The organism is Nonomuraea sp. NPDC049378 (assembly GCF_055586745.1).
Window position 1 is genome coordinate 112,522 of the sequence record NZ_JBVJHP010000015.1, and the last position, 21,759, is coordinate 134,280.

The 21,759-nt window shown below is 71.6% G+C and carries 24 protein-coding genes and 1 riboswitch; of the genes, 8 read left to right on the forward strand and 16 right to left on the reverse strand.

Translation table 11 applies throughout. The annotated features are described in order from the left end of the window. Positions 1–144: 144 nt before the first annotated feature. The 4 genes from ACZ6SA_RS30760 to ACZ6SA_RS30775 all read right to left on the reverse strand — a co-directional run bounded on the left by ACZ6SA_RS30760 (position 145) and on the right by ACZ6SA_RS30775 (position 3,967). Positions 145–804 (reverse strand): hypothetical protein, encoded by a 660-nt coding sequence (locus ACZ6SA_RS30760; protein WP_443155187.1) that lies wholly within the window; start codon positions 802–804, stop codon positions 145–147. Between the two features lie 331 nt (positions 805–1,135). Continuing rightward, the gene (locus ACZ6SA_RS30765; protein ID WP_465832045.1) at positions 1,136–1,708 is read right to left on the reverse strand and encodes a hypothetical protein; all 573 of its coding nucleotides are present in this window, start codon (positions 1,706–1,708) and stop codon (positions 1,136–1,138) included. 119 nt (positions 1,709–1,827) lie between these two features. Next, positions 1,828–3,042 (reverse strand): aminotransferase class III-fold pyridoxal phosphate-dependent enzyme, encoded by a 1,215-nt coding sequence (locus ACZ6SA_RS30770; protein ID WP_347647150.1) that lies wholly within the window; start codon positions 3,040–3,042, stop codon positions 1,828–1,830. A 10-nt stretch (positions 3,043–3,052) separates the two neighbouring features. Beyond that, positions 3,053–3,967 carry a carbohydrate kinase family protein gene (locus ACZ6SA_RS30775; protein ID WP_465832047.1) on the reverse strand — a complete coding sequence of 305 codons (915 nt, stop codon included), beginning with the start codon at positions 3,965–3,967 and terminating at the stop codon, positions 3,053–3,055. A 69-nt stretch (positions 3,968–4,036) separates the two neighbouring features. Here ACZ6SA_RS30775 and ACZ6SA_RS30780 point away from each other — a divergent pair, with 69 nt between their 5' ends. Together ACZ6SA_RS30780 and ACZ6SA_RS30785 are read left to right on the forward strand one after the other, a co-directional pair. Next, complete coding sequence (locus tag ACZ6SA_RS30780; RefSeq protein WP_465832049.1) at positions 4,037–4,693, forward strand: TetR/AcrR family transcriptional regulator; 657 nt, start codon at positions 4,037–4,039, stop codon at positions 4,691–4,693. Positions 4,694–4,730: 37 nt separating this feature from the next. Then, a complete protein-coding gene (locus ACZ6SA_RS30785; protein WP_465832051.1) occupies positions 4,731–5,366 on the forward strand; it encodes a class II aldolase/adducin family protein in 636 nt (211 codons plus the stop codon). 45 nt (positions 5,367–5,411) lie between these two features. Here the strand turns inward: ACZ6SA_RS30785 and ACZ6SA_RS30790 are convergent, their stop codons facing one another. Further along, positions 5,412–6,980 carry a DUF885 domain-containing protein gene (locus tag ACZ6SA_RS30790; protein ID WP_465832053.1) on the reverse strand — a complete coding sequence of 523 codons (1,569 nt, stop codon included), beginning with the start codon at positions 6,978–6,980 and terminating at the stop codon, positions 5,412–5,414. Between the two features lie 22 nt (positions 6,981–7,002). On the opposite strand from ACZ6SA_RS30790, the gene ACZ6SA_RS30795 reads away from it, so the two are divergent. After that, complete coding sequence (locus ACZ6SA_RS30795) at positions 7,003–8,217, forward strand: DUF4032 domain-containing protein (RefSeq protein WP_347647145.1); 1,215 nt, start codon at positions 7,003–7,005, stop codon at positions 8,215–8,217. On the opposite strand, the gene ACZ6SA_RS30800 is transcribed toward ACZ6SA_RS30795, so the two are convergent. Further along, on the reverse strand, positions 8,211–8,813 hold the full coding sequence (locus ACZ6SA_RS30800; RefSeq protein WP_465832055.1) for an NAD(P)-dependent oxidoreductase: 603 nt from the start codon (positions 8,811–8,813) through the stop codon (positions 8,211–8,213). The genes ACZ6SA_RS30795 and ACZ6SA_RS30800 overlap by 7 nt on opposite strands. A 53-nt stretch (positions 8,814–8,866) precedes the next feature. On the opposite strand from ACZ6SA_RS30800, the gene ACZ6SA_RS30805 reads away from it, so the two are divergent. Continuing rightward, on the forward strand, positions 8,867–9,217 hold the full coding sequence (locus ACZ6SA_RS30805; protein ID WP_465832057.1) for a winged helix-turn-helix transcriptional regulator: 351 nt from the start codon (positions 8,867–8,869) through the stop codon (positions 9,215–9,217). Positions 9,218–9,236: 19 nt separating this feature from the next. On the opposite strand, the gene ACZ6SA_RS30810 is transcribed toward ACZ6SA_RS30805, so the two are convergent. The 4 genes from ACZ6SA_RS30810 to ACZ6SA_RS30825 all read right to left on the reverse strand — a co-directional run bounded on the left by ACZ6SA_RS30810 (position 9,237) and on the right by ACZ6SA_RS30825 (position 11,969). After that, positions 9,237–10,082 carry an alpha/beta fold hydrolase gene (locus tag ACZ6SA_RS30810; protein WP_465832059.1) on the reverse strand — a complete coding sequence of 282 codons (846 nt, stop codon included), beginning with the start codon at positions 10,080–10,082 and terminating at the stop codon, positions 9,237–9,239. 38 nt (positions 10,083–10,120) lie between these two features. Beyond that, the gene (locus ACZ6SA_RS30815) at positions 10,121–10,648 is read right to left on the reverse strand and encodes a hypothetical protein (RefSeq protein WP_443155183.1); all 528 of its coding nucleotides are present in this window, start codon (positions 10,646–10,648) and stop codon (positions 10,121–10,123) included. 177 nt (positions 10,649–10,825) lie between these two features. After that, a riboswitch (cyclic di-AMP (ydaO/yuaA leader) is annotated at positions 10,826–10,960 on the reverse strand. A gap of 163 nt (positions 10,961–11,123) precedes the next feature. Beyond that, positions 11,124–11,324 (reverse strand): DUF5302 domain-containing protein, encoded by a 201-nt coding sequence (locus ACZ6SA_RS30820; protein ID WP_132601313.1) that lies wholly within the window; start codon positions 11,322–11,324, stop codon positions 11,124–11,126. Positions 11,325–11,399: 75 nt separating this feature from the next. Beyond that, on the reverse strand, positions 11,400–11,969 hold the full coding sequence (locus ACZ6SA_RS30825; protein ID WP_347647141.1) for a class I SAM-dependent methyltransferase: 570 nt from the start codon (positions 11,967–11,969) through the stop codon (positions 11,400–11,402). A 124-nt stretch (positions 11,970–12,093) separates the two neighbouring features. Between ACZ6SA_RS30825 and ACZ6SA_RS30830 the strand changes: the two genes are divergently transcribed. Both ACZ6SA_RS30830 and ACZ6SA_RS30835 read left to right on the forward strand, forming a co-directional pair. Continuing rightward, entirely contained in the window at positions 12,094–13,080 is a 987-nt protein-coding gene (locus ACZ6SA_RS30830; RefSeq protein ID WP_347647140.1) for a rod shape-determining protein, read from the forward strand. Between the two features lie 95 nt (positions 13,081–13,175). Next, positions 13,176–13,688, forward strand: a complete 513-nt coding sequence (locus tag ACZ6SA_RS30835; RefSeq protein ID WP_347647139.1) for a VOC family protein — start codon at positions 13,176–13,178, stop codon at positions 13,686–13,688. A gap of 30 nt (positions 13,689–13,718) precedes the next feature. Here ACZ6SA_RS30835 and ACZ6SA_RS30840 read toward each other — a convergent pair whose 3' ends face one another. Genes ACZ6SA_RS30840 through ACZ6SA_RS30855 form a run of 4 tightly spaced genes read right to left on the reverse strand, consistent with a single transcriptional unit; the run spans position 13,719 to position 17,345 of the window. Next, on the reverse strand, positions 13,719–14,939 hold the full coding sequence (locus tag ACZ6SA_RS30840; RefSeq protein ID WP_347647138.1) for an ABC transporter permease: 1,221 nt from the start codon (positions 14,937–14,939) through the stop codon (positions 13,719–13,721). Continuing rightward, on the reverse strand, positions 14,939–15,664 hold the full coding sequence (locus tag ACZ6SA_RS30845; RefSeq protein ID WP_347647137.1) for an ABC transporter ATP-binding protein: 726 nt from the start codon (positions 15,662–15,664) through the stop codon (positions 14,939–14,941). The genes ACZ6SA_RS30840 and ACZ6SA_RS30845 overlap by 1 nt, the downstream gene beginning before the upstream one ends. Next, on the reverse strand, positions 15,661–16,809 hold the full coding sequence (locus ACZ6SA_RS30850; RefSeq protein ID WP_465832064.1) for an efflux RND transporter periplasmic adaptor subunit: 1,149 nt from the start codon (positions 16,807–16,809) through the stop codon (positions 15,661–15,663). Before ACZ6SA_RS30850 ends, ACZ6SA_RS30845 begins: the two co-directional genes overlap by 4 nt. Next, positions 16,809–17,345, reverse strand: coding sequence for a hypothetical protein (locus ACZ6SA_RS30855; protein ID WP_347647135.1), 537 nt, complete (start codon positions 17,343–17,345; stop codon positions 16,809–16,811). The genes ACZ6SA_RS30850 and ACZ6SA_RS30855 overlap by 1 nt, the downstream gene beginning before the upstream one ends. Before the next feature lie 148 nt (positions 17,346–17,493). Between ACZ6SA_RS30855 and ACZ6SA_RS30860 the strand changes: the two genes are divergently transcribed. Continuing rightward, the gene (locus tag ACZ6SA_RS30860; protein WP_347647134.1) at positions 17,494–18,150 is read left to right on the forward strand and encodes a response regulator transcription factor; all 657 of its coding nucleotides are present in this window, start codon (positions 17,494–17,496) and stop codon (positions 18,148–18,150) included. Next, positions 18,147–19,355, forward strand: a complete 1,209-nt coding sequence (locus ACZ6SA_RS30865; RefSeq protein WP_347647133.1) for a sensor histidine kinase — start codon at positions 18,147–18,149, stop codon at positions 19,353–19,355. The genes ACZ6SA_RS30860 and ACZ6SA_RS30865 overlap by 4 nt, the downstream gene beginning before the upstream one ends. Positions 19,356–19,437: 82 nt before the next feature. Here ACZ6SA_RS30865 and ACZ6SA_RS30870 read toward each other — a convergent pair whose 3' ends face one another. Further along, positions 19,438–19,974, reverse strand: coding sequence for a hypothetical protein (locus tag ACZ6SA_RS30870; RefSeq protein WP_443155178.1), 537 nt, complete (start codon positions 19,972–19,974; stop codon positions 19,438–19,440). A 91-nt stretch (positions 19,975–20,065) separates the two neighbouring features. After that, positions 20,066–21,328 carry an MFS transporter gene (locus ACZ6SA_RS30875; protein WP_347647131.1) on the reverse strand — a complete coding sequence of 421 codons (1,263 nt, stop codon included), beginning with the start codon at positions 21,326–21,328 and terminating at the stop codon, positions 20,066–20,068. Between the last annotated feature and the right edge of the window lie 431 nt (positions 21,329–21,759).

Here is a 21,759-nt window from a genome sequence, read left to right on the forward strand (position 1 = left end):
GACGTGAGCCTCCCCCCCCCCCCCCACCACCCCCCCCCCCCCCTCCCCCCCCCCCCCCCACCCCCCCCCCCCACCCCCCCCCCCCCCCCCCCCCCCCTCCCCCCCCCCCCCCCCGGTCCGGCGACTTCGCGCAGGCGGCGCGGCTTACAGGAAGCCGTCCCCGTCGAAGAGGTCTCCCATTTCGACGGTGTTGCCGAGGTTGACGGAGGGACCCGCCTGGTCGGCCACGGTGGAGTTGGACACGATGACCGCGGCGCTGGAGCCCGTTCCGATGCTGTTGCCGACCTCGGTCGCGGTGTTGCCGACGATCTGGGAGTTCCTGACCGAGATGGTGCCCTGGGTGTAGACGGCGCCTCCCTTGGCGGCGGAACTGCCGGTGATGACGCTGTCCTGCAACGTCAGGGCACCCCCGGTGTCGACGAGGATCGCGCCGCCGTTCGCGCCGTTGACCCGGCCGTTACGGAGAGTGACCCGGTTGAGGGTGAGCTTGCCTCCGCGCTTCACCTGGAAGAAGCGGAAGGCCGAGGCGTACGCCGCCCTTTCGATGGTCGCGCCGTTGCCGTTGACCGTGACATCCGCCCTGATCACTGGCAGCCCGTTGGCGCCGTTGTCGGCGTTCGCCAAGCGATAGACGCAGCCGGCCTGCAGGTCCAGAGTCCCGCCGACGGTGTTGGCCCTCTCGATCGCGCGCTTCAACGCGGCAGCCGAGCAGGTGACGGGGGCCGCGACGGCGGGAGTGGCGACGGGCCCGAGAGCCGCCCCCGCCAGGGCGACGACCGTGCAGACTTTGGACGTGAATCGCATGTGGACTCCTGTGTTTTGCGAAAAGCCTGGTGGCTGTGACCGGCTCGGACAGGAACCAGGGGGCCTGACGCGCTCTTCACGCCCACCGTCGGGCCCAGGTCGGGTCGCCGCAGGAGCACGGCATGGGCATGCGGTGTGTGCCGGCGGGCGGGTGAGAGGGTACGACTCGCCGGTTCCATCACCGAACGTAATCGACCGTGCCGAGCGTGTAACGCTACGACGCGCACAACTCCGCCAAGGACTCGTCACCCTACGGGAAAGCGGCCGGCACACGGCGTCGGCCCGCCTCCTGAGCGTTCGGGAGGCGGGCCGAGAGAGAAATCGGGACGTGTCACACCTTGGCGAGCGTCAGGCAGGCGACGCGGTCACCCGCCATGCCGGCCTCGGCCCCCTTGGGCGTGGTGGGCTTGGAGTGGATGACCAGCGAGCTCGGCAGCTTGTCGGGGTCGAGCGCCCAGTCGTTGCGGGCCGTCGAGCGACCCGCCCCCTCGCCGTCGGTGCGGATGTCGAGCCAGACCTCGCTCTCCGGATTGATCTTGCCCGGATTGTGCTGGAAGTGCGGACCGGAGTCGTCGGGCTTCTTCCCGCACGGCTTGGTGTGCAGGTGGACGCCGTAGCGCCGGTCGGGCAGCAGGCCCTCCGCGACGAGCGAGGTCGTGGTCTCGTCTCCTGACGACTCGACGGTGACGCTGGCCTGGGCGCCCTTCGGGGCGAGCTTGCGGTCGTAGGCGATGGCCGAGGTGTCGTCGTCGGTGAACTCGCCGGAACCGGACAACGTGATCGCGCTCTCCGGGCTCTTGGCGGCCTCGGGACCGGCCGCGTTCTGGACCGGGGCGGGCGGACCCGCGCAGGCTCCGGCGCAGGCGACGGCGAGCAGGACGAGCGGAAGTTTGGACACGCGCATGAGACCCCCATGGTTCGAGCCCCTCCGGCATGAGGGCTCCGAGAGGCACCCACCCTAACGAGTGACCGGCCGATCACATAACGTGTTGGGGGAACCGGTACCAGGTTGTGTGGCGGCCGTCAGCCGACGTGGGCGCGGGTTTCCGCGAACGCCCGGTCCGTGCCCTCCAAAGCCTTGGCCACGTCGTCCTCCGTGTGCGCCGCCGACATGAACCAGTTGTGCCACGGGTGCAGGTAGACGCCGTGCCGCAGGCAGGCGTCGCTCCAGTGCATCGCTACAGACAGGTCGGCGTCGCCGTCGAAGCTGAGCCACGGGATCGTGACCGGTCCCGTCTGGTTCACGGCGAACCCGTGCGACTTGGCCTGCGCGTAGAGCCCCTCGCGCAGTCGGGCGCCCGCCCGCTCCATGGCGGCGATGCCGTCCGTGTCGCGCAGGGTCTCGATGGTGGCCTTGGCCGCCGCCATCGCGACCGCCGAGAACCAGAACGACCCCGTCGAGTACAGCGTCTGCGCCGGGCCGCGCAGCGCGTCCGTGCCGGTCACGGCGGCGATCGGGTAGCCGTTGGCCATCGCCTTGGACCAGGCCGTCAGGTCGGGGCGCACCCCGTACGGCTCCCACGAGCCGCGCAGGTCGACGCGGAACCCGGCCCGCACGTCGTCGATCACCAGGGCGGCCCCGAGGCGGTCCGCCAGGGCGCGGGCGCCGCGGGCGAAGGCCGGCTCCACCAGTTCCTGGTCCTCGAACGAGTCGTGTTTGAAGGGGGTGACGATGATCGCCGCCACGTCCCCTTCCACGGTCGCCGCGGCGGCCTCCAGCGACTCCAGCGAGTTGTAGGTGAACTCCACCAGGTCGGCCCGCTCGTTCGGCGTCGTGCCCGCGGGTGACGGCGTGCACCAGGGGTCGGCCCCGTGGTAGGCGCCGTGCGCCATCAGCACCTTCGCCCGCCCGGTGGCGGCCCTGGCGACCATGAGCGCCTGCGTGGTGGCGTCGGTGCCGTTCTTGGAGAACATCGCCCAGTCGGCGCTCGGCACCGTGTCCACCAGCAGCTCGGCCAGCTCCACCATGATCGGCCCGGGCCCGTTGAGGCAGTCGCCGAGCGCGGCCTGGCGGGCGGCGGCCTCCTCCACGCGGGGGTGCCGGTGCCCGAGCACGACGGGGCCCCAGCTGCACATGAAGTCGATGTACTCCCTGCCGTCGGCGTCCCACTGCCGGCAGCCCTCGCCGCGTTCGAAGAACTGCGGGAAGCCGGGGGCGAACAGGGCGGCGTTGAGGTGGCCGTACATGCCGCCGGGGACGACCTTCGAGGCCCTGCGGCGGAGTTCTGCGTCGGTCATCTTGGGGTCCTTACAGGAGGCTGAGGGTGGATGCGAGGTCGGTGAGGCCGGCGTCCGAGCCGAGGCCGGTGGCCACGCGGGCGGCGGCGGCCGTGCCCCAGCGGGCGGCGACCGGCACGTCCTGGCCGTGCAGCAGGCCCGTGAGGAAGCCGGCGCAGTAGGCGTCGCCGCAGCCGGTCGTGTCGGCCACCTCCGCCTTGATCGCGGGCACCCGCTCCGCGCCGTCCGCGGTCACGACGAGGCTGCCCGCCGCGCCGAGGGTGACGAGCACGCCGCGCGGCCCGCGGGCCAGCAGGGCGTCCGCGGCCGCCGCGACGTCGGTGGCGCCCGTCATGAGGAGGGCCTGCGACTCGTTGGGCAGGACGTAGTCCACGTGGGGCAGGAACGCCGTGGCCATGTCCAGCAGGTCGGGCATCTCCGAAAGCAGGTCCATCGTGACGATCGTCCCGGCCACGCGTACCTCGTCCAGGAGCGCGAAGAAGGCCGGGTCGCCCAGGCCGAACGTGACGTCCATCCCGCCGAGGTGGATCGCCCGCGCGCCCCGCAGCACTTCGCGGTCCAGGTCGGCGTACGTCACCCCGAGGTTCGCGCCGGGCACGTGAAAGCTGGGCCGGCCGCCGTCGGGCCTGATGGGCAGGATCGACGCGGCGGTCTGCTCCCCCGCCCTGCGGGCGAGGCGCGAGACGTCCACGCCGCGCTTGGTGAGCACCGCCAGCAGGAAGTCGCCCAGCTCGTCGTCGCCGACGGCGCCCATGGTGACCACGGAGTTGCCCAGCCTGACCAGGTCGACCGCCGTTCCCGCGGCGGCGCCCGCGGCGGTGAGGCGGATCTGGTCGACCAGCACGGTGTCCTGGCCGTCGGGGATGTGCTCGACGGGTCTGGCGAGGATGTCGACGATGTGCACGCCGACGGTGGCGACGGTCATGGTTTAAATAGACAGACGTCCGAATAAAAAGTCAATATGGTGAGGTACGCCTACGAGAGGGGCTACCCGATGCCGAAAATCGTCGACCACGACGAACGCAGGCGCGAGGTCATGGCGGCGGCCGGCCGGGTGATCGTCAGGGACGGCATCGACGCCGCCACCACGCGGGCCATCGCCAAGGAGGCCGGCTACTCCAACGGGGTCCTCGCCCACTACTTCGCCGACAAGGACGAGATCCTGCTCTCGGCGCTGCGCCAGTCGCACCAGCGCATCCGCGCCCGGCTGACCGCCAAGGTCGAGGGGGCGACAGGGCTGGCCGCGCTGCGCGAGCTGCTGCTCGACAACCTGCCGCTGGACGACGAGCGCGGCCGGGAGACCCGGCTCGAGGTCAGCTTCTGGAGCCGCAGCCTGACCTCCGAACGCCTGGCCGAGGTCCAGCGGGCGGAGGCGGCCGAGCTGCGCGCCGCCGTACGCGACCTGCTCGGGCAGGCCCGCGCGGCCGGCGAGCTGCGCCCGGACGGCCACCGGGACGAGCACCGCGACGATCACTGCGACGATCACTGGGACGATCACTGGGACGATCACTGGGACGACGAGCTGGACGACCTCGCCGAGCACCTGCTCGCCCTGGTGGACGGCCTCAGCCTGCACCTGCTGCTCTACCCCGGCCGGCTCACCCGGGAGGGCGCGGAACGCATCATGCTGGGCGCCCTCGACCGCCGCTGATTGCCGCTTTTCGGACGACCCGCTACATTCGACGCACATGAGCCTCCGCGAGCAGCTGTGCGAGTACGGGCGGCGGGCCGTCGAGCTCGGCCTGGTCATCGGCACCTCGGGCAACCTGAGCGTGCGCCAGGGCGATCTGGTGGCGGTCACGCCCTCAGGGGTGGCGCTCGACCGGCTGACGCCCGAGTTGTGCCCGATCGTGGACGTCTCGGGCCACCTCGTCGAAGGCGACGCCCAGCCGTCCAGCGAGACCCCCATGCACCTGGCCGTCTACGAGGCCACGGACGCGCTGGCCGTGGTGCACACGCACTCCGTGTTCGGGACGGTCGTGGCCACCACGATGACGGAGCTGCCGCCGGTGCACTACAACGCGCTGGCGCTCGGCGGCGTGGTCAAGGTCGCCGAATACGCCACGTACGGCACTCCCGAGCTGGCCGCCAACGTACGGGCGTCGCTGGAGGGCAAGCAGGCGGCCCTGATGGCCAACCACGGCGGGGTGACCATCGGGCCGACGCTGGAGCAGGCGTTCGAGGCGACCCGCCTGCTGGAGTGGTTGTGCGAGGTGTACGTCAGAGGGCTCGGCGTCGGCAAGCCGGCCATCCTCACGGAGGAGCAGCTCGCCGCCGTCGTCGACCGCGCCCTCAACCCGCCGGCCTTCCCCCGCCGCCCCTGACCCGCCCGGCCCGGCCGTACGGTCCGAGCGCACCGCCGGTGACGGTCAGGCGAGCGCGGCCTGCTCGGCCAGGCCCAGGGGCAGGCCCCCTGACCCGGCGATCCGGTCGTGGAACTCCTTCGGCGTGCCGCGGAACGACTCCCGGATCCGGTCGATCTCGATCGCGCCCGTGAGGTAGGACGGCGCCTGCGTGGGCCAGGCGCAGTAGCGGTTCACCTCGCCCTGGGCGGTCCCCGGCGACAGCGACGCCTTCGTGGCCATGAACGTCTCGGCCTCCTCGACGGACATGTCCTCGCAGTGCAGCGCGGTGTCCACCACGATCCGGGCGGCGCGGAAGATCCGGCAGTCGAGATGGGCCAGCTCGGTGGCGGGGGTGTCGAAGTAGCCCTGCTCGTGCAGGACCTTCTCGACGTACAGGGCCCAGCCTTCGGTGAAGTACGGGGTGCGGAAGACCTTCCTGACCGGGCGCGGATTGCCCGCCATGTACGACAGATGCCAGTGGTGCCCCGGGTAGGCCTCGTGGACGGCGATCGACGGCATCTGGGCCCGCGAGTTGGTGCGCAGGCGCTGGCGTATCTGCTCGGGGGTGAAGTCGTCGGGCGTGTAGGGGACGAAGAAGACACCCGTGCGTGAGGCGCTCAGCGGCGGCGGCGACAGGTAGTGGGCGACGGACAGGACGGGCCGCGTGTACTCGGCCGACGGCAGCACGTGGCACTCCTCGCCGCCGGCGAACGTGACCAGGTCGTGCTCCTTGACGAACGCGCGGGCCCGCCGGGTCTCCGCCTCGTATTCGGCGCGCATGTCGGCCAGCGTCGGCGGGTGGTCGTCCATGAGGGACTCCATGGCCGCTCGCCAGTCCTCGCCGCCGTTGACCCCGAGCGCGACCTGGCGCATCCGCGCGTCCAGCTCCGCCCAGGCGGCCTTGCCCTTCTCGTGCAGTTCGGCGGCGCCGTACGCGAGCATCTCGCGCTCGCGCAGCAGCGTGGAGTAGAGCTTCTCCCCCATCCGCCAGCTGCCGCCGCACTCGAAGCCCTCCAGGAAGGTGACGAGCTCGTCGAACGCCCGGGCGGCGGGCTCGGCGGCCTCGGCGAGCGTCGCGCGTAGGGCCTCGTCCTGGACCATGGACGGGATCGTGCGGGTGAGGAAGTTGCGGCCGGTGCGGGCCTGGCCGAGCCCGCGCTGGACCAGCAGCGGGGCCGCCAGGTCGGGGTCCAGGTTGGCGCGGCAGGCGGCCAGCACGCCGGGCACCTCGGCGAGACGGGAGACGGCGGCCGTCACCAGCTCGGGCTCCGGCTTGAGGCGGTGCTGGAACGGCGTGAACATCGAGGCGAAGATCGCGGACAGGTAGGTGGCGGGGTCGCGCCGCCATGCGGGCCAGGACGCCAGCGCGATCGAGCCTCTCAGCTGGGAGAGGACCAGGTCTCTGTCGATCGTGTCGTCGAGCGACGTGGTCTCGAGTGCCGACAGGCGGTCGAGCCAGCGGACCTCCTCCTGCTCGCGGGCGGTCCAGGCGGTGGCGGTGAAATCGCCGAGGGTGTGATCGTAGCCGTCCGCCCCCAAAGTGCTGGCGATGACGGGACGGTCGGAAAAGTACCACTTGAGAAACTCGTCCACCGGTGCACCATATCCTGATGAAATGCCCCTGCAGATCACCGGCGCGCTAGGCGACCCTGACCTGATCCGCCTCCCCTGGGAGGTGCCCCTCCAAGACTGGCCGCAGCGTCACCTGGTGGATCTGCCCCGCGGCATCTCGCGTCACGTGGTGCGGTTCGCCAGGCTGTCCGGCAAGGTGTACGCGATCAAGGAGATCAGCGAGCGGTACGCCAAGCGCGAATACCAGTTGTTGTGGGACCTCGCCCGGCTCGACGCCCCCTCCGTGGAGCCCGTCGCGTACGTCACCGGCCGCGAGAACGGGCTCGACGCGGCACTGATCACCAGGCACCTGCAGTTCTCGCTCCCCTACCGCGCGGTCATGTCGGGCACCCTGCGCCCCGACACGCTCACCCGCCTGCTGGACGCGCTGGCCGTGCTGCTGGTCAGGCTGCACCTGAACGGCTTCTACTGGGGGGACTGCTCGCTGTCCAACACGTTGTTCCGCAGGGACGCGGGGGCCTTCGCGGCCTACCTCGTGGACGCCGAGACCGGCGAGATGCACCCGATGATCAGCGAGGGGCAGCGGCGCGGCGACATCGACGTGGCGCACACGAACATCTTCGGCGAGATGCTCGACCTGGAGGCCGGCGGGCTGCTGCACCCGTCGATCGACCCCATGGACACCGCCGAGGACATCGTCGCCCGCTACCACCGCCTGTGGGACGAGATCACCCAGAGCGAGATCATCGAGGAGGTCGACTGGCACCGGGTGGAGCAGCGGATCAGACGGCTCAACCTGCTCGGCTTCGACGTGGCCGAGATGATGGTGCGGCGCAAGGTCGGCACCGGACGGCTGATCGTACGCCCCAAGGTCGTGGACGCGGGGCACCACCAGCGGCGGTTGCTCAGGCTGACCGGGCTCGACGTGGAGGAGAACCAGGCGCGGCGGCTGCTCAACGACCTCGACGGCTTCCGGGTCGCCAAGGGCCTGCGGCACGAGGACGAGGCCATCGTGGCGCACCGGTGGCTGGCGGAGGTGTTCCAGCCCACGGTCGAGGCGATCCCCGCCGGGCTGCGCGGGAAGCTGGAGCCCGCGCAGCTCTTCCACGAGATCCTCGACCATCGCTGGTACCTGTCGGAGGGTGCGGACGCCGACGTGGGACTGGCCGCGGCCGTGAAGTCGTACGTGGACAACGTGCTCGTGCACAAGCCCGACGAGAAGGCCCTGCTCCCCGACGAGGACGCTCGGGCTCAGTAGGCGGCGGTGATGCGGCTGCGCGGGTGGGTGTTCTGCTCCACCTCGTCGGCGATCGCGACCGCGAGGTCCTCGGCGCTGATGGCGCTGCGGCCCCGCTCGTCGGTCAGCAGCATGTCGCCGCCGAGACGGAAGGCGCCCGTACGCTCGCCCGGCGCGAGCTCCGCGGCCGGCGAGACGTAGGTCCAGTCGAGGTCCGTGACCTCCCGGTAGAGCTCGAGCGCGGCACGAGCGGCCAGCGCCTCCTTTTTCAGGCTCTCGGGGAAGCCGGGCGTGTCGACCAGGTCGACACCGGACGGGACCTTGAGGCTGCCGGCGCCGCCCACGACGATGAGCCGGCGCACCCCGGCCGCGCGCACACCCTCGATGAGGGCGCGGTTGGCGGCGAGGAAGGGCGGTCCCGGCTCGGTGCCGTCGCGCGGCGGCGCGATGGCGGAGACGACGGCGTCGTGGCCCTTGGCCAGCGTGGCGGCGTCGCGGACGTCGCCCTTGACGGGCCCGCTGCGGCTGAGGCCGGTCACGTCGTGCCCGCGACCGGCCAGTTCGGCGGCTATGCGCTGACCGAGCATGCCGGTCGCGCCGAAAAGCAGGATCTTCATGGCGTCACGATATCCATCGGATACTGGTTACTTCACCGTGCTATAAGTACCTTGTGGATACCGGTGATGTCTTCGACCCGAATTGCCCGACGCGGGTGGTTCTCGATCGGATCGGCGACAAATGGTCGGCACTGGTGCTGCTCTGCCTCGCCGACGGGCCGATGCGCTTCACCCGGCTGCGCTCGCGGATCGGCGGGGTCACGCCCAAGGTGCTGACACAGACGTTGCGGACCATGGAGCAGGACGGGCTGATCACGCGCGAGGTGTTCGCGGAGGTGCCACCGCGGGTGGAGTACGGGCTGACCGACCTCGGCCGCTCCCTGCACACCCCGATCGCGGCGGTGGCCGCGTGGGCCGAGACCCACGTGGCCGAGATCCTCCGGCGCCGGGAGCGGTCCGCGTAGCCCGGGAGCGGCCGCGCGGTCAGGCGGCGGTCAGCTTGGTGATCTCGCGGGCGATCTCCGGCCAGAGCGGCTCGGGCAGGTCGTGTCCCATGCCCGGATAGGTCACCAGCCGGGCGCCGGGAATGGCCGCCGCCGTGGCCCGGCCGCCCTCGACCGGGACCAGCGGGTCGTCCTCCCCGTGCAGCACCAGCGCCGGCATGGTGAGGCTCGCCAGCAGGTCCGTACGGTCACCCGAAGCCATGATCGCGGCCAGCTGCCGGCCCGTGCCCGCCGGGTCGAAGCAGCGGTCGAACGCGCGCCCGGCCCTCCGGACGACCCGCTCCCGGTCCATCGCGTAGCCGGGCGAGCCGATCACCGCGTACGTCTCCAGCGCCTGCGCCATGACGGCCGCGCGCTCGGCGGCGGGGCGGGCGGTCAGGGCCGCGAACGCGGCCTCCGTCGGCGGAGCGACCGTGGGGCCGGGCGTCGACATGATCGAGGTCAGGGTCAGCACCCGTGCCGGATGCCGGATGGCCAGGGACTGGGCGATCATCCCGCCCATGGACGCGCCGACCACGTGGGCGGCCGGCCAGCCGATGGCGTCCATGAAGCCCGCGGTGTCGTCGGCCAGGTCGTCCAGCAGGTACGCCGAAGGCGCCCCCGTCGTGGGAGCGCCCTGGTCGTGGAGGTGGGTCGACAGGCCCGCGTCGCGGTTGTCGAACCGGACGACGTGGTGCCCCTGGTCCACCAGGAGCTCGCAGAACCCGTCGTCCCAGTGGGTGAGCTGCGCGCCGAGCCCCATGATGAGGAGCAGGGGCCGCCCGTCGGGGGAACCGATGCTCTCGTAGGCGATGTCGATGCCGTTCGCGGCTACGCGGAGGGTCACGGTGACCAGAATGTCATTCTGGCGCTGCGTTCGTAAAGTCAGCCCCGCCGGGCGTAGGCGCCGGTCGAGAAGGGCACCGGCCGCCCCTTCTTGCCCAGGCCGTCACCCCACTTGGTGATGACATAGTCGATCTTGATGTGCCCCTTGCCGCCGTTGCCGTTGACCATCAGCGAGCGGGGGTTGAAGGTGCCGCCGGTCAGGTCGGCGAACGTCTTGGCGTCGAGATCCAGCATGATGCCGCGGCTGGAGGGCTCCCCCGGCCCTCTGTCCCCGACGAAGAAGGGCATCTTCTTGCCCTTGTAGATCACGTACCCCTCGGTCAGCAGCGGCCAGCTCGGGCTGGCGGCCATGCCTTTCTGCATCGGCTTGCCGCTGGCGGGCAGGCCGGTGTCGCCCGCCCTGCCCGAGCCGTCGTCCCAGAAGTACGACGCCGTGGTGGAGCCCTTGTACAGGGCCTTCTCCTCGGCGCCGGGATCGGCGTGTGCCGCGGTGCAGACGACGCTCATCGAGCCGACGGCGGAGGCGGTGAGCAGGGCAAGGGAACGCAGGCCAAAACGGGGAGACATGAAAGTGTGAAGTCCTTCGCGAGGGGACGAGGGGGAGGCACGCCGGCAAGAGGGCACGGCGCTGCGGCACGCCCGAGCGACTACATCGGGCGAGGGAAAGAAAGGGGGGAAGGGGGGCCGCTCAGGCGGCGGCCGGCGCTACGCGATTCGGGGGTGCGCTGCGGTCATACATGCGTTCTGTCCTCTCCATCACACCTACCGGGTTAGCTGACGGGTTCGGGCGTGGAGATGCCCTACCGGCACGGGCCGGATTCACCCCAGTGAGGTGGGTCCCCGGTTCCCGATCGAGTCGGGATTCGGCGCCAGCCGGAGGCCCTCTCTTGGGTAAGGGCCAGGTCACCGGCTGGTAATGGCGGCAACTCTAGCAGCGAATCGGACATACGCAAACGATTCGCCATGAACCGGGCAAAGATCTACCTTGCGCGGGAATACGAAAGGGGGTACGGCATGCCGTACCCCCTCAGTCCTTTCCGGCTCAGCCGCCGCTCTTGCGCCTGAACGATCTCTTACTCGCAGCCGGGCCGTGCGCCCCGTGAATCTTCGATGGGTCGACGCCCCTGCCACCAGCGCCGGAGCCCGCGTGCTGGTTGCGCTTGCGCTCCAGTGCTTCGCGGAACTTGCGCTTCATCTCGTCCTCGGGAGTTTCGCTGACTTCCGGCTCCGGTGATTCCGCCATGAGGACCTCCATGGTGTTGGGGACAACCACAGCTTCGCACGGCGTCGCTTTCGATGCGAAACCGACTCCGCCCTGTCACCCGTCGCGGGTGAACGCCAGCAGCCGGAACACCGGGTCCGGCCCGTCCCGCCCCTGCCCGTGACCCACGAACGTGGTCTCGCCGGCCTGGCGCAGACCGTGCCGGACCGCCTCCGCCACGACCAGTTCCCGGCCGTCGGCGGGACGCCGCCGCCCTCCAGGCCCGTGGGCGGCGCGCTTGTCCACCGTCGTGACGTACACCCCGCCCGGCCGCACCACGCGCGCGGCCTCGGCGATCACCGGGCGGGCGTCGTCGAGCAGGTGCAGCAGCCAGATCGTGGTGACCGCGTCGACCGACCCGTCGCGTACGGGTAACGCGCAGCCGTCACCCAGGACCACGTGCACGCGCCGCGCGGCGACCCGCGCCATGCCGGCGGAGGCGTCCACGCCGAGCACCCGCAGGCCACGCCCGGCCAGTTCCCTGCTCACCAGCCCGGTGCCGCACGCGACGTCGAGCAGCGTGCCCCCGGGCAGCAGAGCGCGCACGGCCTCCGCGGCGGCCTCGGCCCGCGGCAGACCGCCACGGGTCTCGTCGTAATGTGCGGCTTCGAGGTCATAGTCGAGCACGACCCGAATCGTACGCCGCCGGGTAAAAGGAGACCGTTCGGTTCCTGGTGTTGTGTTGGAGTGGCCCAGGAAATACACCCCGCATGTTGGTCGACGCCCCAGGCGCCACGATGGACGGTCCGCGATGAACGTGCTCGGTCATGACCTGGCGATGGATCTGGGTGCCGCGAGCACCCGGATCTACGTCAAGGGCAGAGGCATCGTGCTCGACGAGCCCTCCGCCGTCATGCTGGACAGCCGCACGGGCCGGGTCGTCGGGTACGGCGCCGAGGCCGCGCAGGGCGAGCGGGGAGAGACACGCTGGCCGGTCAGCGGCGGCCTCCCGGTCGACGACGAACTCGCCCGGCACCTGATCAGATACTTCCTGCGCAAGGTGCACGGGCACCCGTTCTCCAGGCCGCGCGTCGTGCTGGCGCTGCCGAACAACTCCACCCCCATCGAGCGCGCGGCGCTGCGCGACATCGCGTTCGAGGCGGAGGCCAGGGGGATCCTGCTGATCCCGCACGCGCTGGCGGCGGCGCTGGGCGTGGGCCTGCCGGTCAAGGACTGCGCCGGGCGCATGGTGATCGACATCGGACGCGACACCACGCGGATCGCCGTGCTCTCCCACGGCTCCGTGATCGCGGCCGCCACGGTCCCCGGCGGAGGCGACGGCATGAACCGGGCCATCATCCGCCAGGTCGAACGCGACCACGGCCTGCAACTCGACGAGGAGGAGGCCGAGTCGGCCAAGCGGCGCGCCGGCACCGCGTGGAAGCCGCTGTATCGGCAGGTCACCGTGCGCGGACGCGAGAGCGACACCGGCCGCGAGCGCTCGGTGCCGCTGCCCGTGCAGCGGATCTACGAGGCGACCAGGCAGCCGATCGAGTCCATCGTGCGGGCCGCGATCGAGACCGTCGAGCAGTGCCCGCCCGAGATCTCCGTGGATCTCGCCGACCGCGGCGCGGTGGTGGTGGGCGGCGGCGCGCTGCTGCGCGGGCTCGGCCGGCGGTTGCGGGCGGCGCTGGGCATTCCGGTGAGCAGGGCGGAGCGGCCGCTGGAGTCCGTGGCGCTCGGGCTCGGCCGCTGCGCGGAGGACCTGGGGCTGATCTCCAAGCTCCGCGGCCGGTGACGCCGGCGCGAGAGAGGACGACGCGACGGCGTCAGGACGACGACGGCTCGACGACGGATCGGCAGCGGCCCGGCGGCGGTGAGGGGAGACAGTCCATGACCGTGCACGGCATCGACCACGTCGGGGTGACGGTGCCCGACCTCGACGAGGCGACGAAGTTCTTCGCCCGCGCGTTCGGGGCCGAGGTGCTCTACGACACCCTGCCCAAGGAGCGGGGACCGAAGGGAGGCTGGGCGGTCGAGCGGCGGCTCGGGGTGCCCCAGGGGACGGTCGAGGTGGCGATCCGCATGCTGCGGCTGCCCAACGGGCCCGGGATCGAGCTGTTCGAGTTCGGCGGGCCGCGGCAGGCCGACCCGGTCCTCATGTGCGATCTGGGGTGGCAGCACGTCGCCCTGTACGTGGACGACGTGGACGCGGCGGTCCAGCGGGTGATCGAGGCCGGCGGGTCGCCGATGGGCGAGCCGGTGCCGCTGCCGGGGCCGGAGTCGGGCGGGCGCAACCGGTTCGTCCACTGCCGCACCCCCTGGGGCAGCGTGGTGGAGCTGGTCACCTACCCGGACGCGCAGCCGTACGAGCAGGACACCGGGCTGCGCCGCTGGCGCCCCTGACGCGCCGCCGGCCCCGCCGCGCCCGGCGGCTCACGGGGTGGACAGGGCCTCCGTCGGTGACAGCCGGGAGGCGCGGATGGCGGGGTAGAGGCCGGCCACGGCGCCGATCAGCAGGGTGGCCGCAAGACCGCCCACCGTGGCCCAGGCCGGCACCACGGACGGCCAGCCGCTGTAGAGCGCGTACCCCATGGTGACGCCCGTGCCGAGCAGGATCCCCCCGCTCCCGCCCATCGCGGACAGCAGCAGCGACTCGGCGAGGAACTGCGTGCGGATCTGGCCGCGCGTGGCGCCCAGGGACCGCCGCAGGCCGATCTCCGCACGGCGTTCGAGCACCGAGATGACCATGGTGTTGGCCACGCCGACGCCGCCGACGAGCAGAGCCACCGCGCCGACGCCCAGCAGGAGGTTGGCGAACGCCTGGCTGGTCGCCTGCTTGGCGGCCAGCGCGTCGGACGGGCGGGAGACGTCCACCTCGTTCGGCGCCTCGGGGTTGGCCGTGCCGGCCAGCACCTGCCGTACCGACTCCAGCTTGGCCTCATCCGACCGGGTGTAGAGCGTGGTCGGGTGGCCGTCGAAGTCCAGCCTCGACTCCGCCACCGGCCATCCGACCAGTACCCCGCTGTCCAGGTCGGTGGCGAGCGCCACCGGGTTCAGGACGCCGACGACCGTGAACCGCACGCCGCCGACGACGATCTGGGTGTCCGTTCCCGCAGCGCCGATGCCGAGCCGCTGGGCGGTGACGGAACCGAGCACGGCGGCGGGGTAACGTTCGGTGGCCGCGTTCAGCCACGTGCCGCTGCTCAGGGTCGCGCCCACCGTGGCGGGCAGGTCGAGGCTCGCGGCGTACGCGCTGATGCCGCCCGTCTGCGCCTCGGGGATCCGCTCCGACCGGTACACCTTGGCCTCGGAGACCTTCCCGACCGACGACGCCCGCTCGACGGGGCCGATGCGTTCGATCATCACCTCCGCGTCCTTCGGCATCTGCGCCGCCTCGCCCATGAGCGTGGTGCCCGACGACACGGTGAGCAGGTTGGTTCCGAGCGCCGACAGCGTACGGTCGAGCTCGGCGCCCGACGAGGACGAGAGCCCGACGACGCCGACCATGGCGGCGATGCCGATCGCGATGCCCAGCGCCGACAGGAACGCCCGCAGCGGTCGCGTGCGCAGACCGATCGCGCCGACGCGCAGGACGTCGCCCGGCCGCATCCTGGCCGGCGACGGCTTGAGCCGCGCCACCTCGATGCCCGCCATCACGCCACCCCTGATCCGGCGTGCCGGGGCCAGGGCTCGCCGTGCGGGGCGGCGGCGGAGTCGGAGACGATCCGGCCGTCGCGCATCCGCACCTGCCGGGGCAGGCCGGCCGCGATCTCCCGGTCGTGCGTGATGATCAGAATGGTCGTGCCGCTCGCGTTCAGCTCGTGCAGCAGCTCCATCACCCCCGTCCCCGACACCGAGTCCAGCGCCCCGGTGGGTTCGTCCGCCAGCACCAGCGGCGGGTCGCCCGCCACGGCCCTCGCGATGGCCACGCGCTGCCGTTCACCACCGGACAGCTCGTGCGGCTCGTGGTCCATCCGGTGCCCCAGCCCCACCCGGTCCAGCGCGGCCGCCGCGCGGCGGCGCCGCTCCTGCCTGCTCAGGCCCGTGTAGATGAGCCCGTCGGCCACGTTGTCCAGCGCGGGGACCTTCGCAGCGAGGTGGAACGACTGGAAGACGAAGCCGATCGTGGTGGCCCGCAGCGCCGACAGCTGCCCGTCCGACAACGTCGAGACGTCGTAACCGTCGATGTGGACGGTCCCCGAGGAGGGCCGGTCGAGGGTGCCGACGACGTTGAGCATGGTCGACTTCCCCGAGCCGGACGGCCCGACGATGGCGGCCAGCTCGCCGTGCCGGATCCGCAGCGACACCGACCGCAGCGCCGCCACGCCTCCGGGATAGGTCCTGGACACATCCGTCAGCTCGATCATGGGGTACGTCATGACGTCGGCATCCCCACGGTCATGCCCTCGGCGAGCCCGTCGCCGCTGACCTCGACCCGGCCTCCGGCGAACAACCCCGTCTCCACCGCGACGTACCGGGACCTTCCTCCCTCGATGACCTCGAGGCCGAACCCGCCCTCCTGCAGCGCCACGAGCGCCGCGACCGGCACGGTCAGGACGTCCTCGCGCTTGGAGGCCGTGAACGTCACGTCCACCGCCGCCTTGTCGAGGCCCTTGGCGGCCTTCGAGTCGCCGATCGAGACGAGCGCCTCCAGCCGGGTCTCCGGCTCGGCGTCCTGACTCTCGCCGGGCTGGATGACGGTGGCGACCTCGGTCACCTTGCCGTCCACGCTCCTGCCGTCAGGCAGCGTGACCTCGACCTTGGCCCCCTTCCTGGCCATCCGCTGGTCCTCGGCGTCCAGGTCGACCGTGATCACCTTGGACGTGCCGGTGTAGGTCAGCACCTTCTGCCCGGGCGCGGTCGGCTGGCCCTCCTCGGTCTCCAGGCTCTCCACCCGCACCTTGCCGGGCGCGAAGACGATCCGGCCCAGCTCGACCACGCCGGTCTCGTCCAGCCCTCGATCCTCCTGCCACTGCATGACGGCCTCGGCCGTGTCGTAGGTGTACTCGTCGTCGACGGTGAAGCCGTCGTAGCCGAGCTTGCTGAGGTTGCGTTCCAGCGCCTCGACGTCGTCGCCCTCCAGGCCGGCCTTCAGGTCGCGGTACGCGGGCGTCTTGCCGTACATCAGCATGACCGGCTCGTTGTCGACCCGGTAGAGGGACTTGCCGCGGGTGATCTGCCGGCCGCTGTCGGGCAGCCAGGTGATCGTGCCCGGTCTCCTGCTCACCGCCGTGGTCACGGGGCCGTAGCCCAGCTCGCCGTCGGCGTCCCTGGTGTCGTTCAGGGTCTGCTCGGTCACCTCGGTGGTGGCCGGGGGCAGCGAGCCGGCCGGCTGCGTCGGCCCGGCCTTCCCGTCCAGCAGGCCGGCGCCGTTCACCGCGATCAGCCCGCCGCCGGCGACGGCCACGGCGACCAGCAGGCCGGCGACCAGCTTGCCCCGCCCGCCGCGTCGGCGGCGGGCGGGCGTCGCGCCGGGCTCCGCCTTCCCGTCGAGGGGCGTGGCCCGGTCCGTCGCCGGAGCCATCAAGAATCTCCCATACCGGCGTCGGCGGACTCCTTCTGGCACTTGGCCTGCGCGTCCTTGAAGTCGGGGTCCTTGCCGACCTCGCCCGTGATGCGCATCATGCCGCCCTCGGGGTCGGGGTAGTTCTCGACGCCGTTGTCACGCATGCACTGCGCGAGCTTGCGCAGGTTCTCGCCCATCTTGGGGTCGCCCTGGCCCGACTTCTGCCCGCTCGGGGCGAACTCCTTGCAGGCCTCCTGGGCCTTCTCGATCCGCTCCCGATCCTCCTGGCCCTTCGCTTCCAGCTTCATCCTGACGCCCTTGCCAGGCTCAGGGTCGGGGACCTCCACGCCGTTCTCGCGCATGCACTGCGCGAACTTCAGGCCCTGCTCCTGCGGATCCACGCTCGGCTTGCTGGTGGCCGCGGCCTGGTTGCCGGTGCCGCCGCTCACCGACGCCACATCGGATCCGCCGTCGCTGCCGGATCCGCATCCGGTCAGGGCCAGGGTGAACGCGACCGGCGCCACGGCCAGCGCGCTGAGGACTCGTCCTCGCATCAGAGCTCTCCTCCGTCGAAATGTCGTCGAAGGGAGATGCAATAGAGCCGGCTGTTTCCTCGACGTTTCCATTTCGGCTTACTTCGAGCGAATATCTCTTGCGCCACAATCGGCCTCGGCAAGCGGATGAAAGGGCCTTGGATACGCCATGCGAGTGCTGGTGGTGGAAGACGAGCGAATCCTCGCCGAGGCGATCGCCGAATGGCTGCGGGACGAGACCCACGCGGTCGACCTGGCGCACGACGGCGAGAGCGCGCTGGAGCGGATCGCGGTCAACGACTACGACGTCGTCGTGCTGGACCGCGACCTGCCGCGCGTGCACGGCGACGACGTGTGCAAGGAGCTCGTGGCGTCGGACTCCGACGCGCGGGTGCTGATGCTGACGGCCGCCGCGCAACTCGACGACCGGGTGACCGGGCTGTCCATCGGCGCGGACGACTACTTACCGAAACCGTTCGCCTTCCCCGAGCTGGCCGCCCGCGTGCTGGCGCTGGGCCGGCGCTCCCGCCCCGCGACGCCGCCCGTGCTGCGGCGGGCCGGGATCACGCTCGACCCGGCGCGGCGGGAGGTGTACCGGAAGGGGCGGTTCGTACCGTTGTCCAAGAAGGAGTTCGCCGTCCTGGCCGAACTGATGCGGGCGAACGGTGCCGTCGTCTCGGCCGAGCAGCTCCTGGAGAAGGCGTGGGACGAGCACGCCGACCCCTTCACCGGCGCGGTCCGGCTCACCATCCTGAAGCTGCGCCGCAAGCTCGCCGACCCGCCGGTCGTGGAGACCGTGCCCGGAGTGGGGTATCGCATCGCATGATCTTCTTGCGTCTGCCACGCCCGCAGCCGACGCTCCGGCTGCGGCTCACCCTCGTCTACGGCGCCCTGTTCATGGTCGCCGGGCTGACGCTGCTCGGCGTCACCTATCTCCTGTTCAACCAGCAGCTCAACCATTACTTCGAGAGCCGGTTCACGCCGGAGCCCGGCAAGTTGAAGAAGACCTTCCTCCTCCGCGACGGGGTCGAGCTCTCGGGCGAGGCCGCGAGGGAGTTCATAGAGCAGCAGGAGATGGAGTTGCGCGGCGTCGCCGTCACGTCGCTGATCACCCAGGGAGTCATCGCGCTGATCGTGGTCGGGGCCGCCGCAGTGGTGCTCGGATGGGTGGTGGCGGGCCGGGTGCTGGCGCCGCTGCACCAGGTGACCGCCACGGCGCGCAGGATCGCCGCCGCCCCGATGGCCGATCGCGGCCTGCACGAACGGATCTCCCTGGACGGGCCCGACGACGAGGTCAAGGAGCTCGCCGACACCTTCGACACCATGGTCGAGCGGCTCGACCACTCCTTCGACGGGCAGCGCAGGTTCGTCGCGAACGCCTCCCACGAGCTGCGCACACCCCTGACCCTGAACCGGGCCCTGGTCGAGCTGGCCATGCACCGGCGTACGGCCACGCCCGACGTCAAGGAACTGGGCGAGAACCTGCTGGAGATCAACGCCCGCCACGAACGCCTCATCTCCGGACTGCTGCTGCTGGCCAGATCGGACCAGCACATCGCGGACCGGTCGCCGGTCGACCTGGCCGACGTGGTGACCCACGTGGTCGCCCACACCTCCTCCGACGCCTTCGAGGCCAAGGTCACCATGTACGAGGTCGCCGAGCAGGCCCCCACCACCGGGGACGCGCTGCTGCTCGAACGGCTCGTGCACAACCTCGTGGAGAACGGCATCCGATACAACCTCGACGACGGCACCGGATGGGTGCGGGTGGTGAGCCGTACCGTGTCGGACGGGAAGGTCGAGGTGGAGGTCAGCAACACCGGCCCGAGCGTGCCGCCGTACGACGTCCCGCTGCTCTTCAAGCCCTTCCACCGGCACGGGGCCGAACGGACGGTCACGGGGAAGAGCGCCGGGCTGGGCCTGTCGATCGTGCGGTCGGTGGCGCTCGCGCACGGCGGCGAGGTGCGGGCCCGGCCGCGCGAGGGCGGCGGCCTGGTCGTGATCGCCTCCCTGCCCCGCCCCCGCGCCTAGCGCGTGCCCGCCGCGTGAGCCGGCCCGGCTCGACGGTGACGATGTCGTACGTGGCCGCGCCCTCGTCGGCGAAAGGCCCTGCTCAGTTGACGCAGTCCTGCGTGTTCAGCCCGAACGCCAGCTCCTTGACCGTGCCCTTCTTCGAGGCGATGAAGGCGTAGTAGGCCTTCTTGTTGCCCGGCACGGAGGCGAGAAGGAAGCCGCTCGCGGCGGTCTTCCACCGTGGGTACGCCTTCTTGACCTGCTTGGTCGTGGAGCCGATGCCGATGCCCTCCGGTGTCCTGACCCCCTTCGGGGCGAAGATCACGGCCACGCCGCGCCGCTTGGAGATGTACAGGCCCACGCTGTTCTTGCCGGTGGGGTGCGCCTTCAGGTCCCAGCCCGAGCACGAGCCACCCCGCAGGGGCATCTTGAGCACGACCTTGCCCGTCGCCCTCGCCTTCTTCGCGCTCATCCCGAGCCTGACCTTGCCGTAGCCGTTGGGGCCCAGCCTGGTCTTGGCACCCTCAACGGCCTGAGCGGCCTGCTCCGCACGGACGGTCTGGGCGTGTGCGGGTGTGCCGGTGGCGAGCAGCGCCCCGCCGGCCAGGACGGCTACGAGTGCCTTGCCCATGGTCATCGTCTCCTCGGTCGTGAAGGTGGGCCCCTCTGCAGAGGAGGAGCCGCTGCTTGATGAGAGCGCCGGAGGCGGCAAAAGTACACGATGCGGCTCATCCCGTGGGCTCCGGCACGGGATCCTGGACAGCGGCGGGCTCTCCCCGGACCCGCCACACCGCCGGCGCGAGCAACGCGGCGGCCGTCAGGAGCACGGCGGTCGCGGCGCCGGCGCCCAGCACGGGACGGGTGCCGAGCAGAGCGGCCGCGGGGCCGGCCAGCGCCATGCCGAGCGGTGCGGCCACGAGCCCGCCCAGCATCGTGACCGACGTCGCCCGCGCCACGAAACGCTCGGGCAGGTGCTGCTGGAGGCAGGTGGTCTGGAGCACGTTGTACACCACCAGTTGCAGGCCGGCGGCGACGGCCGCGAGCGCCAGCAGCCAGACGTCGGCGGGCAGAGCCAGCAACGCCGGGAAGGGCGCCATCAGGAGGAAGAGCAGGATCGCCGCCGCCATGGGCCGTGCCGGTCTCCACCGCGCCCCGGCCAGCCCGCCGGCGAGCCCACCGAAGGCGTAGGCGATGCCGATCGCCGACCAGGCGGGGGCGCCGCCGAGGTGCTGGTCGGCGACGTACGGGCCGAGGACGAGGATCGGGGAGACCACGATCAGGTTGGTGACCGCGGCATGCAGGGTCCAGACCTGCAACCAGGAGTGCCCGAGCACCTCGGCGATCCCGCCGCGGATGCCCGCCAGCAGCCCGCCGCCGCGCTGGAGCCGCTCGGCGGCCAGATCAGCGGGCAACCGGTAGAGGAAGGCCGCGCTCACCAGGAACGTCAGCGCGTCGGCCGCGATCGCCCAGCCCGGCCCCGCCAGCGCCACGAGCGCCCCCGCCGTGCCGAGAGCCAGCATCGAGGCCGTGCTCCTGGAGATCGAGATCAGCGAGTTGGCCGCCTGCAGCCGCTCCCGGCCGGCCAGCGAGGCGACCAGCCCCACGGCGGCGGGGTTGAAGAAGGCCGATCCCGCGCCCGCGACGAGCTGCAGGACGACCAGCATCCAGACGCTCGCCGTGCCCGTGAGCAGCAACACCGCCGTCACGCCGTGCGCGGCGAACCGGGCCAGATCGGCGAGCAGCATGACGGTCCTGCGCGAGAACCGGTCGCCGGCCGCGCCGCCGAGCAGGGTCAGCAGGATCACGGGCAGGCGGGTGCTCAGCACCACGATTCCTAGATCCACCGGGGATCCGGTGAGGTCAAGGACGGCGAACGCGACGGCGAGCGGCGTCAGCGCGTCACCGAACGCCGAGGCCGTCTGCCCCGCGTAGTAGCGGCGGAAGCCGCGGACCGCCAGCGGCGCGAACATCATCCGGACGGACCCGCTCACCGGTCACCGCACCTCTTTCCGGCCCTCCCGCGTCATCGGCGCCCGGCCCCTGTGGCGGGGGCGGTCGGGAGGATGCGGAGTCACCCTGCCAGGTCCCACCGACAGAACTCGGCGCCCCGCCGCCGTCCCCGCCGCCGTCGTCAGGCTGGCGGGGTGAGGGCAGGGCGGGGGTTCGCCGGTGAGGGCTGGGCGACACCTGCGGCGGCTCTACGGGCGGTCGCGGACGTAGTAGTCGCCGAGCGTGCCGTCGTAGCGGCCGGTCGGACGGCAGCACCGTCGGAAAGCGCCGCCCTGAGCCGCAGGGGCACGGGTCCTTGCCGCCGAGCTTCTCGATCAGCTCCTTGTCGCGGCCGACGCGCCGGTCGCCGCGCTTGACGTGCGTCTCGCTGGAGGGAACCCCCGGCGGCGCTTGCTGGTGGGCTCAAAAGGAC

Excerpts from the sequence above, each read along its gene's own strand:
- ACZ6SA_RS30760 (WP_443155187.1), bottom strand. The coding sequence starts at position 804 with ATGCGATTCACGTCCAAAGTCTGCACGGTCGTCGCCCTGGCGGGGGCG.
- ACZ6SA_RS30765 (WP_465832045.1), bottom strand. The coding sequence starts at position 1,708 with ATGCGCGTGTCCAAACTTCCGCTCGTCCTGCTCGCCGTCGCCTGCGCC.
- ACZ6SA_RS30770 (WP_347647150.1), bottom strand. The coding sequence starts at position 3,042 with ATGACCGACGCAGAACTCCGCCGCAGGGCCTCGAAGGTCGTCCCCGGC.
- ACZ6SA_RS30775 (WP_465832047.1), bottom strand. The coding sequence starts at position 3,967 with ATGACCGTCGCCACCGTCGGCGTGCACATCGTCGACATCCTCGCCAGA.
- ACZ6SA_RS30780 (WP_465832049.1), top strand. The coding sequence starts at position 4,037 with ATGCCGAAAATCGTCGACCACGACGAACGCAGGCGCGAGGTCATGGCG.
- ACZ6SA_RS30785 (WP_465832051.1), top strand. The coding sequence starts at position 4,731 with ATGAGCCTCCGCGAGCAGCTGTGCGAGTACGGGCGGCGGGCCGTCGAG.
- ACZ6SA_RS30795 (WP_347647145.1), top strand. The coding sequence starts at position 7,003 with ATGCCCCTGCAGATCACCGGCGCGCTAGGCGACCCTGACCTGATCCGC.
- ACZ6SA_RS30800 (WP_465832055.1), bottom strand. The coding sequence starts at position 8,813 with ATGAAGATCCTGCTTTTCGGCGCGACCGGCATGCTCGGTCAGCGCATA.
- ACZ6SA_RS30815 (WP_443155183.1), bottom strand. The coding sequence starts at position 10,648 with ATGTCTCCCCGTTTTGGCCTGCGTTCCCTTGCCCTGCTCACCGCCTCC.
- ACZ6SA_RS30820 (WP_132601313.1), bottom strand. The coding sequence starts at position 11,324 with ATGGCGGAATCACCGGAGCCGGAAGTCAGCGAAACTCCCGAGGACGAG.
- ACZ6SA_RS30830 (WP_347647140.1), top strand. The coding sequence starts at position 12,094 with ATGAACGTGCTCGGTCATGACCTGGCGATGGATCTGGGTGCCGCGAGC.
- ACZ6SA_RS30835 (WP_347647139.1), top strand. The coding sequence starts at position 13,176 with ATGACCGTGCACGGCATCGACCACGTCGGGGTGACGGTGCCCGACCTC.
- ACZ6SA_RS30840 (WP_347647138.1), bottom strand. The coding sequence starts at position 14,939 with ATGGCGGGCATCGAGGTGGCGCGGCTCAAGCCGTCGCCGGCCAGGATG.
- ACZ6SA_RS30845 (WP_347647137.1), bottom strand. The coding sequence starts at position 15,664 with ATGACGTACCCCATGATCGAGCTGACGGATGTGTCCAGGACCTATCCC.
- ACZ6SA_RS30850 (WP_465832064.1), bottom strand. The coding sequence starts at position 16,809 with ATGGCTCCGGCGACGGACCGGGCCACGCCCCTCGACGGGAAGGCGGAG.
- ACZ6SA_RS30855 (WP_347647135.1), bottom strand. The coding sequence starts at position 17,345 with ATGCGAGGACGAGTCCTCAGCGCGCTGGCCGTGGCGCCGGTCGCGTTC.
- ACZ6SA_RS30860 (WP_347647134.1), top strand. The coding sequence starts at position 17,494 with ATGCGAGTGCTGGTGGTGGAAGACGAGCGAATCCTCGCCGAGGCGATC.
- ACZ6SA_RS30865 (WP_347647133.1), top strand. The coding sequence starts at position 18,147 with ATGATCTTCTTGCGTCTGCCACGCCCGCAGCCGACGCTCCGGCTGCGG.
- ACZ6SA_RS30870 (WP_443155178.1), bottom strand. The coding sequence starts at position 19,974 with ATGACCATGGGCAAGGCACTCGTAGCCGTCCTGGCCGGCGGGGCGCTG.